This is a genomic window from Ralstonia sp. 22086 (assembly GCF_052045975.1).
GTDB lineage: Bacteria > Pseudomonadota > Gammaproteobacteria > Burkholderiales > Burkholderiaceae > Ralstonia > Ralstonia wenshanensis.
In genome coordinates this window covers 439,706-450,620 of record NZ_JBQEPZ010000002.1, presented here as the reverse complement: position 1 = coordinate 450,620, position 10,915 = coordinate 439,706, and the positions used below count along the sequence as shown (strand labels likewise).

The 10,915-nt window shown below is 65.3% G+C and carries 4 protein-coding genes; 3 read left to right on the top strand and 1 reads right to left on the bottom strand.

Annotated elements, in window-relative coordinates; all coding sequences use genetic code 11:
- A complete protein-coding gene (sctT, locus tag ACTJK6_RS11060) occupies positions 1-777 on the top strand; it encodes a type III secretion system export apparatus subunit SctT (RefSeq protein ID WP_232039733.1) in 777 nt (258 codons plus the stop codon).
- Positions 774-1,841 carry an EscU/YscU/HrcU family type III secretion system export apparatus switch protein gene (locus ACTJK6_RS11055; RefSeq protein WP_440839049.1) on the top strand — a complete coding sequence of 356 codons (1,068 nt, stop codon included), beginning with the start codon at positions 774-776 and terminating at the stop codon, positions 1,839-1,841. Before sctT ends, ACTJK6_RS11055 begins: the two co-directional genes overlap by 4 nt.
- Positions 1,842-1,905: 64 nt before the next feature.
- Here the strand turns inward: ACTJK6_RS11055 and ACTJK6_RS11050 are convergent, their stop codons facing one another.
- On the bottom strand, positions 1,906-9,630 hold the full coding sequence (locus ACTJK6_RS11050) for a glutamate cyclase domain-containing protein (protein WP_440839048.1): 7,725 nt from the start codon (positions 9,628-9,630) through the stop codon (positions 1,906-1,908).
- Between the two features lie 313 nt (positions 9,631-9,943).
- On the opposite strand from ACTJK6_RS11050, the gene ACTJK6_RS11045 reads away from it, so the two are divergent.
- Complete coding sequence (locus ACTJK6_RS11045; protein WP_045201589.1) at positions 9,944-10,888, top strand: LysR family transcriptional regulator; 945 nt, start codon at positions 9,944-9,946, stop codon at positions 10,886-10,888.
- Positions 10,889-10,915 lie beyond the last annotated feature (27 nt).

The following is a 10,915-nucleotide window of genomic DNA, read 5'->3' as shown; positions in this document are numbered from 1 at the left end:
ATGGAAGGCCTGTTCCGGCAGGCGCTGCTGGTAATGCCGCGTCTGCTGCCCATCATGTTTATCGTGCCGGTGTTCAGCGGACGGGTGGTGACGGGCATGGTGCGCAGCGGCTTGATTGCCATCCTCGCGGTGTTCGTGGCGCCGTCCATGGAGGGCGCGGCCATGAACGTGCAGGGCGGCGGGCTGTGGATGGCGCTCGCGCTCAAGGAAGCGCTGATCGGCGTTCTGCTCGGCATGGCGTTTGGCGCGCTGCTTTGGGCCATCGAGAACGTCGGCCACCTGATCGACTTCCAGACCGGCTCGGGCAACGCGTCCTTCTTCGATCCCGTGGCGGGGCACGAGAGCGGGCCGACCGCCAGCTTTCTCGGCTTCATGGCCGTCACGTTGTTCGTCACGGGCGGCGGACTGCACGTGATGCTTGGCGCGTTCTTCGAGTCGTACAAGCTTTGGCCGATCGAACGCATGCTGCCCAGCGCGTCGGTCGCGCTGGAGCAGTTTGCCGTGCACGAGGCCGATAGCGTGCTCGGCTGGACCCTCAAACTGGCCGCACCCGTGATCATCGTGCTGGTGGTGGCGGAGCTGGGTATCGGGCTGATCAACCGCTCTGTGCCGCAGCTGAACGTGTTCCTGTTTGCTCAGCCGGTGAAGAGCCTGCTGGCCGTGCTGATGATGGTGCTGTTCCTCGGCTTTGTCTTTGAATCGCTGCGCACCTTCCTGGCCGGCAACGGCGAGATGGTCTGGCTGTTGCGCGCGCTGCTGCACAGCCCCGGCGCATGAGCGAGAAACAGCACAAGCCTACCCAGCGCCGGCTGGAAGACGCACGGCGCGAAGGCGAAGTCGTTCGCAGTACGGACGTGACCAGCGCGCTTGTCTTTATCGGGATGCTCGTGCTGTTGTGGCAAGGCGGGCCGTGGTTGCTCGAACGCATGCGCGGCTTGCTGATACAAAACGTGACTGCCGTGGCGCAGGCCCGCGACCCGGCTGCGGCGGTGCGGCAGGCATTGGTATCGGCAGGGGCGGAATGGATTTTGTTGAGCGCAGCCGTGCTGGTGCTGGTGACCGTGCTGGCGGTGCTGGGCGCGTTTGCCCAGGTGGGCGGCATGTTCGCGCCCAAACGCCTGACGCCGCAAATGTCACGGCTCAATCCTGGGGAAGGCATCCAGCGCATGTTCTCGGTGCGCAACCTGATCGGCCTGGCCATCATGCTGTTCAAGGTGGCTTGCCTGGCGCTGACGCTGTTCGTCGTGATTCGCGGGTCATTGGCGTTGCCGCTGCAGGCGGGCTACGGGCGGCCTGCGGCCATCCTGGCCGTGGTGGCGCATCTGGTTCTTGTGCTGTTCGGCTGGGGGGCGGTGGTGTACGTGCTGATGGCTGCGCTCGACTACTGGCACGTGCGTTTCGAATTCTTCAAAAAGAACCGCATGTCTACCGAAGAACTGCGCCGTGAGCACCGCGAGTTGCAGGGCGATCCGCATATCGTGGGGCGCCGCCGCCAGCTTGCATTGGAGGTGCAATACAGCGCGCTGGAAGATCGCATGCGCATTGCCACTGCCATCGTGTTCAGTGCGCGGCACGCGGTGGCGCTGTATTACCCCGGCGATGGCACGTTGCCGATGGTGATCGCCAAGGGCAGCGGCGAGTCCGTGCAGCGCATCCGGCAGATGGCCGAATACCACCTCGTCCCGACCGCAGCCAACGCCGGCCTGGCGGAGCGCCTGCACGACACCGTACCGATGGATACCACCATTGACCGCACGCTGTTCCGCGACGTGGCCGCGCTGCTGCGCTGGGCTGAAGGTGCGGATGCGGTGGGTAACCCATACGTGTCGTCAACCTCCTGAACGCGCACAAAAAACAGCGGGCGCCTGACTGCTGCGCCCGCCGTAGGTGGCTTGCCTTTTCCGTTTATCCGATCCGCACGATGTCACCCGGGACGACAAGATCCGGATCCTGCCCCGTTGCGCCCTGTGTGTACGGATTGCCGTCCAGCGCGGCCCAGTCGAACTGGCTGTTCATCGGCGGCAGCTTGTCGAACGCGGCAAGCGTACGCGGCTCGGATGCCGGGCCCGTGGTGCCGAGCAGCTTGGCGGCATCGGCAGCGCTCAGTTGCCAGAGCGTGTCGCCAGGGCCAACGATCGCGTACTGCGGCGACGTGGCGGTGCCGATCGACGGTAACGCGTGCGGAGCGTTGGCGCGCAGCACGTCACCGCTCACGCCTTGCATGTCGGGCAGCGGGAACGCGGCAATGGGCTGATTGTTCTGATCCTGCCCGTTGCCATTGGCCTGCACTTGCGCAACGGCCGGCTTAGCCGCTTGGTTGGGCACGAACAGCTCGATGCCGAAGCGCGTGACCGCCGCCACACCCAGGATCACGCCGCCGGGCATCATGGGATTGCTTGGCAGGCGCTGGCCGACCTTGGGCATCAGGTCGCCGGCAATGCGCAGGGCGCCTGCCCCGAATGCCAGGTCCAACGCCGCCTTGGTGGCGCCCATGGCCGGGCTGTTCGTATGCATGAGCGCGTCGTTCATCGCCAGGGGCACGGAGCCGACCGTGTACAGCGACATCGTGAATGCCTGGGCACGGTTGAGCCACGGGCTCGTGTTGGTCGCCTTGTCGTTGAACGTGGCGCCCAGGCGGCCAGCAAAGTTGCGGCTGGATAGCGCCAGGTTGGCGCTCAGGAACAGCGCATTGCTCCAGAACGACGGTGTGTTCAGGTGGGCACCGTGCGTTGCAAACCAGTAGGCCGTGTTGCCGTTATTCAGCGCAAGCGTGAGCAGTTGCAGCGTGTCGTTGGCGCGGCCAATGGGGCTCTTCGGAGAGAGCAGTTTCGCCGGTGCGCTCGTGAGCGCTTGCAGGCGCTGCACGTCGCGGTCGGTCTGGGCGTCGGGGTTGTCTTTCTTGCTGAGCGCATCGGTGAGGGCGTCCGGGTTGGCCTGGAAGTGATCCAGCGCTTCACCGATGGCCGCGCGGTCTGTCTTTGAGAGCCCCCAGCGGCCCGCCTGATCGCGCACGTTGGCCTTGAGCCACGCCAGCGCCGAGGCGGAATCCTCGGTCCCCAGCTTGCCAAGCTGTTCGTTGATCGCGCGTGTCTTGTTGGCGCGCAGCGCCGCGATGCTGCCGCGATACATGAATGAAAGCGGACTCGTGACGGACGGGTCGAATACCGCGTGCGTAGCGGCGCTTCCGGTGAGTGTGGCGGAACTCGCAGCCGTGGAGAACGCCCCGGTGAGCGAGCCCGCGAAGATCCACCGGATCCACGGCTTGCGCTTGGGTTCTCCGGCGCTGGCGGCGCTGTTCGGCTCGGTGGGCGGGGTGCCGTTGCCATCGTCGCCGGCCTCGCCGGTCTTGATGGGCGGGGTGCTGGGCTCCGTGGGCTTGCTGTTGGAGGCTTGCGTGCCGGCGGCGGGCGTGTCCGGCGACGGACCGTCCGGACCCTTCGGCCCCGTCGCGTTTGCTGCCGCGGGTGGGGGCACGTCAGGTTTCTTGCCGGCGGCCAGATTGATCATCTGCACAACGGTCTGGTAGGTGTTGCTGTCGTGTCCGCCCACGGTGGGCTCGGCGCGGCCGGTGACGCCATCAACCGCCCCGGCGTTGGCACTGGCCAGGAGCGCATCCATGTGCTGCTGGTGCGTGCTGAGCAAATCCGTGCGGCCGGCGGCCTTCAGTGCAGATGCGGCAAGCCCGTGCGCGCCCCAGTTGGAGTTCGATGCGCTCACGTAGTGGTCGGCCGGTACCACCGAGCGGGGGTCGACCACGGTGCCGTCGGGCAGCGTCACCTGCGGGGCCGTGCGGCGCGTGTTGCCCATGCCGGCTTCATGCCCGCGCGAGCCTACACCGATGGTGGTCACGCCATCGGTCTTCCAGCCGGCTGCGACCACTTCGTCCAGCGGCACAGTCTGGTCAGTGACGTCATTGCCGTTCTGGTCGATATACCGGCCATCGGCGTTGCGACCGTGCACGTTGATGGAGACGATCGTGTCGGGCGACTCCTGGTTGATGAGGTCTTGCGCGGTGGTGCGTGCCGGCTCGCCGGGGGCCGCATCGAACGGGACGATGCTGTAGTCGTTGACCGCTGCGCCGCGTGCCTGAAGCGCGGCATCGAGTGTGGGCACCGCTTCGTGCGGGACCACATAGACGACCTGCTTGCCCGAGGCCTGCATGTCATGACCAAACACGGCAGCGCCGGCAATGCCGTCGGTGTCGACAGCGCCATGCGCATTGCGGGCGCCGGCCAGTACCAGGATGCGGTTGCTGTCCTGTAGCGCGGCGGCGGCGTTGTCGACCCCCTTTGGGTTTTCAATGCGCGCCATGTCGGGGTTGAACATCGCCATCACGGCGTTGCTGATGGGCGTGGGCTCCATGCGCGGGTTCGGCGGGATGGTGCCGTCCAGCGTCTTGCCGGGGCCGAACCTGCGCACGCGCTGCACGGGCACATTGAGGCGCTCCATCAGGTTCTGCACCGATTCGCTCACGGGCCCGGTCTTGCCCGAGGTAACCACGTACGGGTCGGTGGAATACGCCGCGCTCGGCGTGTGCCATTCGCTCTTCCCGATTTCGTTGAGCAGCGCTCTGGCCTGGTACTCCATCGGGTCGACCACGGGAATATCCATGCCGCGCTTCTGCAGCGAGGTCACGAGAAAATCCTTCATGGCCGGGTAGTGCGTGCAGCACAGCCACAGCGACGTGGTGTTCGGGTCGAGCTCCTCCACGTATTTGTCCGAGGCGGCTTGCAGCTCTGCCTTCACCGCCGGGTCATCGCTCTTGTGCTTGAGGTCGTTGACGAAATCCGCAAATTTGTGGGCTGCCACGGCCTGCGGGGTGATGTCGCCATTGGTCAGCTCGGCGACCCTGTTCTGGTATGCGCCGCTCTTGACGGTGCCCGCTGTGGCGATGACGGCCGGGCGGTCACCGCCGTGTTCGACCATGGCGCGCGAGGTCACGTCAATCAGGTTGATGACGGGCACATCCACGTTGTCCAGCGCTTTCGGGAACGCGGTACACGCGGTGTTGCACGCCATGGCCACCATGGCCGCCTTCAGGCGCTGTGCGGTCTGCAGGCCATTGCCCACCAGGCGGATAAGCGTGTCGGGGCTCTTGGGGCCGTAGGGCGCGTTGGCATGGTCCACCACCGGCACCATCTGCAGGTCTTCCCCCGTTGCGGCCTTGATGATTGCCAGCATGTTCTTGGCCGCGATCAGCCCGCCGTTGCTGGAGTCGAAGGCGGCAACGGTGAAGGGTTCGTTGGGCGTGGCCTCGTCAAACGTCTTGCCGTCGGGCATGTGGTTCATGGCGTTGCGCAACAGCACGAGCATGCCCTGGTGCACCTGCGAGGCGAAACCGTCGACGCTGGCTTCGCCCTTGCGGCTCACGCCATCCACCGCACCGGCATCCACCGAAGCCTTGATGGCCGCGTGCAGTTGCTCCGGCTTGGGCATGAGATCCAGCCGCCCCATGTTGCGCAGCATGTTGGCCAGGATGGCCTGCGCGCCAAAGTTGGAATTCCACGCCGTGACAGGAAAGTCCACCGGCACCGTCGAGGCAAAATCGACTGTGCTGCCGTCAGCCAGCGTGACCGGCGGAATCTTGCTGCGCAGGCTGCCCATGCCGGCTTCGTTGCCGCCGTCGCCCACGCCCACCGTAACGATGCCCTTGCGCTTGTTGGCTTCCAGAATGATCTGGTCTTTCGGCGCATTGACATCGGCAACCGAGATGCCGCGCATGTTCAGGTAGTCGCCGTCGGCATTGCGCGCCGGCAGCTCGATGGCCACCACGGCTTCGGGCTGCACGCGGTCGAGCAGTTCGTTGGCCGCATCGCGCGCGGGCTGGCCGCGCTTGGCATCGAACAGCTCGAGCTTGACGAGGTGGCCGCCCGGATAGGTATCGAGCACCGACTGGAGCACGGGCATGTTGGCCGAATCGGTGGCAACGGTGATGTCGTAGCCGGCCTGCGCGAGCGTGGCGGCTTTCTCGCCTGTGCCGACGGGGCCATCGGTTTCCGGCAGCATGCGGCCTGTTGTGGGGTCGCGTCCCACCGTAAAGCCCGTCACCATCAGGATGCGCTTGCCCATCAGCGCGGCGGCGGCGTCTTCGGTGCCGCCCTTGACGAAGAAGTTGCGGATGCCGCGGTCGATGAACATGGCCTGGATGCGGTCCACCGGCGACATGATGCGATCGGCCGTGCGCCCGAACACCGACGACTTGCCGCGATAGAGCTGCATGCGCTGGCGCCAGCTCATGCGCACGGGGTCTTTGATGTTGGCGGTATCGTGCGCGAACTCGGCCTTGCTCAGGATGAGTTGCCGCTGCTCATCGCTCATCTTCGAAAGCGCACTGGCCAGGCGCCGCACGCCAATGCCACGCGGATGACGGCCGGCGGTGGTCCCGCTGGTACGGTAATTTTCTGCGTCAAGCAGAAGGTCGGCATGCTGCGACAGCGCGTTCTGCGTGCCGGCGTCGAGTGCCTTTTGCGTGTCGGTAAAGTTCGTGAGCGTGACTTCCGGGTTGGCGAGGTCATCCAAAGCGCCGGGCAGCGGCCGCGAAGGGCGGGCAGGTCCCGTGTTGGTTGGATTGCTTTCGTCGCCGGGTGTGCCCGTTTTGCCGGGTTCCGTGGTTGGGTCGCCTGCGGTCTTGGGCTTGCCGGTGGCGGGGTCGATCGGGTCCGTGCCCGGCTTGCCTGTCGTGCCGTCCTTGCCTTCGGTGCCGGCCGTGGTGCCGCCCGGCTCGTTGGTCTTGCCGTTGGTTTGCGTGATGACCGGCTCGGTGGTCGGGTCGGTTGTGGGCCGGCCGGCGTTGGCCGGGTCGTTGGCAGCCACCGTGGTGGGCTCGGACACCATCTCGGTGGGCCTGTAGCGGTCGGCGTTGTTCTTCAGGGCGTTGAGCAGGCCGACGCGCTCCGTGCCTTGCGACAGGCCAACACGTTCGAGCATGCGCGTGGCGCCCACCTGGCCCAGGCCAAGACCCAGGAACATGATCGATTCGGCTTTCTGCTCGCCCGACATCCGGTCGCCGTACATCAGCAGGTCCTTGACCTGCGCGCCCGTCATGACGATGCCGCCGCCACCGGCCACCAAATCCGAAGCCGAGCGCGTGAGCGTGAACATCTTTGAGGCCGCCGCCGCTTCCGACAGCGCGGACACACCCTTGCCCGCCAGGCTGTACTCACCCGCTGCCGATGTGACGATGGCGAGCCAGTCGTTAAAGGCCTCGGGGTTGGTGGGCGACCACGAGCGTCCGTGGTCGGCTAGCGTGTTGAGGTGGTCGACCGACTCCCCAACGATCCACCCCGTGCCCACCGCCACCATGGCGCCGCCCACAATCGATGCGCCACCGAACGTGCCCACCGACAGGATCACCCCGCCCACCGCCGTGGCCACGCCGGCCACGATGTCGACAACGTGCCGGATCTTTTGCCCCGTTGTGGTGATGTGCGCACTGAAGTGATCGACGTCGGGAATGCCCTTGCTGTCGAGCGCCACAGTGCCTGCAAGGTTCTTCGGCACGTAGATCGTGCCGCCGTCAGACAGGGCGTTGTTATGGCGGTAGTCGTCGAGGTTTTCGTAGTCCCAGCCGCGATCGTCGATGTAGTGCGGCTTGCCCCCATTCTTGTCGGTGACTTCGAACAACGCCGTCGGCATCACGCCTGCGCTCTTGTCCACGTAGGCAATCGGAATGGCTTTCACGGTCGGGTTATCGCCACCCACCTCGTGGATCTTCTTGTTGACCTCGTCGATGATCTTGGTGCTGTTGCCGCTGGTGAACCACGCTGTGCCGGTGGTGCCGCTGCTTTGCGCGCCGGCGTTGTCAGCCTGGATCATCAGCGCGCCGCCGATGTAGTTCTTGAGCTGCGTGTCGGCATCAGGGCCAGTGAAAGACTGCGCCTTGTCGTTGTAGAGCGGTGTGTCCTTGCCAAAGGTGGCCTTGGACATCTGCCCGAAGATGTTCTTCAGCCCCGTGTTCTGGTCGGACTGGAACGTCTTGTAGTCGGCTTCCGCCTGCTTTTGCTGGACCTTCTCGTTGCCGCGGTCAAAGGCGCGTTGCAGCATGTCGGCGTTGGGCAAGTCCTTGCCGTGCTGCTGGATCAGCGCGTTGGTGACGGTGGCGCCGTTGCCGTCGCCCACGGCGTTCTGCACCGGCACCCACGACGGCATGCTCCCCCCCGAGCCGGAGGTCTGCATGCTGTACAGGAACGATTTGGCATTGGAGTCGGTGGTCAGCCAGTTGGCAACCTGCTGGGCGTGGTCGGTGCTTGGCTGGTCGCTGGCAAAGCGCGGCGAATCGGCCACGGCGGCCGTCAGGCTCAAGCCGCCGTAAAAGTCCGAGCCGTGGGGCACGAGTCCCGACGTGTCGGCGCCGGCGTTGCTCTGGAACCACTTGCCGTTGTCGTTGAAGCGATCTTCTACGGTGGTCAGCAGGTTGTTTGCCACCTCGGGTGGCGCCACCTTGGCCAGGTCCTTCATCCATTTGCCGACGGCGTCGTATTTGACCGTGCTGTCGGCCATCTTGCGATTGGCGTCCGGGTCGTCGGGGTTGTACTTGTAGACCTGGGTGAGGTCGCTGATCTGCTTGTTGAAGTAGTCGCTGTGTGCGTTGAAGAAGGGGGCGCCGGCCACCTGGTACAGATGGTCGCGCGCGTCGGGGTCGGCGCTGGTGACCGACACGTCGTTCATGTTGGTCGACAGGATCTTCAGCGCGCCCTGCGCATCGCCCGCCTTCATCTTGGCCGCGACCTGATCCTTGGTGTAGTTCACGCGCACGTCGTAGCTGGCTGCACCGATCTGCTCGTAGATCTGCTCGGCGTTCTTGTCATTGGCGTGCGGCCGCGCAAGCTGCACGCACGCAAACTGCACCGGATCGTTGGTGGCGAGCGCCTTGTCCTGCGCCGACAGCGTCGGGTCGTTCGGGTTGATGTGGTTGATCTGGTACTGGATCGCATCGGCTGTGGCGATGTTCCTGGCAAACGCGAGGCTGCCCTCGTCCCAATCGGGGTGGGCCTTTGCCAGCGCATCGGCGGCGTCGTTAGCCGCCTTCAGGTTATCGCCCGAGCCGAAGTTCTCGTAGCTTGAAAGCTCGCCGCCAATGGCGGTCTTGAAGTCCTGGATGGCCTTGTCCAGGTTGGCCTGCGCCGTGTTGATCGAGTCCTGCTTGTCTTCAGCAATGGTCCGATTGGTGACCTTGATGTTCTGCGCATCCTGCAGCTTGTCTTGCGCATCGAGCACGCCGTCGCGCGCTTCCGATGCGGTGCGCTGGCTCGGGTCTTGCTTCTCTACGGCGTCTTTTGCATCGTCGACGATCTTGTCGAGCCATTTGGCATCGGGATCGCGTTTCTTGATGGCGTCCGCTGCGTCTTCGATGGCTTTCTTCTCGCCGCCAGCGGGCGCTTCGTCGGCCTGCCGGCGCAACTCGTTCTGTACCGAGTTGATGACGTCCGAAAGCGGCTTGTCGAGCTTGGCCTGGGCGGCCTTGGAGTCGTCGCCGTTGTTGATGTAGTCGTTGACCGCCGTGTTGGCCGTCTGGATGGCCGCGTCGGTTTTGGTTTTGGCGTCGGCGGCGGCTTGTTTCTGCTCAGGGGTGGGTGGGGGCGGCGGACGGTAGTAGACGATGCGGCCGTTGATCTCGTCGATGGCGGGCATGGTGTTCTCCAGCGGCGCCCCATACGGGGTGGGCCTGATTGAAAGCAATCGGGTGATAGGGGCATTCTGGACGCCGCTTGCCGACGCAGCTATTGGCGAATTACGTAGTGCGGCGCCGGTGTGGGCGCGCCCGCGTTGTAGAAACTACGAGGTTCCGTGGCAGTTTTGGCCGAGCGTTGGTAAAAACCGCCGAGCACGCAAGCATGGGCGTGCGCCGCAGCACGAAAATCCGTAACCTGAGCGCGCTGCATGGGCCGATGGCGCAGCGAGTGCGCCGCAACCGGGCCGCATACAAAAACACGAGGGGCAGGGCATGAACCTACGTTTTCTGGAAACCTTTGTCTGGGTGGCGCGGCTGCGCAGCTTCCGCCTCACCGCAGACAAGCTGTTCACCACGCAGGCATCGATTTCTGCGCGCATTGCCGCGCTGGAAGAAGAGCTTGGCGTACGCCTGTTTGACCGTGACACACGCGGCGTGCAACTCACGCCCGATGGCCACAAGGTGCTGGAATATGCAGACCGCATGGTGAGTACGCTGCACCAGTTGCAGGCGGCGGTGGCACAGCGCCCGGGCTTTGAAGGGCGCGTGCGGGTCGGGGCGATGGACAGCGTCATCCATACGTGGCTCTCGCCGCTCATTGCGCGCACGGCCGAGATGTTTCCCGCGTTGGAGATCGAACTCGTGGCCGACAGCGCGATGCACCTCGTCGAGCAGCTACAGAAGGGCGCGCTCGACATTGCCTTCCAGACCGATCTGCTGCGCGCCGAAAGCGTGCGCAACGTGCAGCTCGCGCAGTACCCGATCCATTGGGTGGTGGCCACCAACTCGCGGTTGGCGCACCCATACGGCAGCCTGGGCGAACTTGCGCGCGAACGGCTCATCACCTTCGTGCGCAACTCCCGGCCGCATCAGGACATGCTCAACCTGCTGCACCTGAGCGGGGTGGAGTCACCGCGCGTGAACTGCGTCAATTCGGTGGCCGCCATGACGCGCCTGGTGGGCGATGGCTTTGGCGTGGGCGCGTTGCCCACCGTGCTGGTGCGCGACCGCATTGAGAGCGGCGCGTTGACGGTGCTGGAAGTGGAGCCGGCGTTGCCAGCCCTGCCGATCATCGCGTCGTGGCGCGCGGGGGCGGGCCTGGAGGTGCACGAAGCCATCGTCGGCCTGGCGCGCACGATGGCGCGTGAGTTCTGCCTCTCGGTCGGGCCGCGCTACGCCATTGCCGAGGAAGTCGAGCGCAACACGGAAGCCGCCTAAGCCAACGCAGCGTGCCGTGGCGCCAGC

Bases quoted from the DNA above. Each gene is read 5' to 3' on its own strand.
- sctT (WP_232039733.1), top strand. From the start codon at position 1: ATGGAAGGCCTGTTCCGGCAGGCGCTGCTGGTAATGCCGCGTCTGCTG.
- ACTJK6_RS11055 (WP_440839049.1), top strand. From the start codon at position 774: ATGAGCGAGAAACAGCACAAGCCTACCCAGCGCCGGCTGGAAGACGCA.
- ACTJK6_RS11050 (WP_440839048.1), bottom strand. From the start codon at position 9,630: ATGCCCGCCATCGACGAGATCAACGGCCGCATCGTCTACTACCGTCCG.
- ACTJK6_RS11045 (WP_045201589.1), top strand. From the start codon at position 9,944: ATGAACCTACGTTTTCTGGAAACCTTTGTCTGGGTGGCGCGGCTGCGC.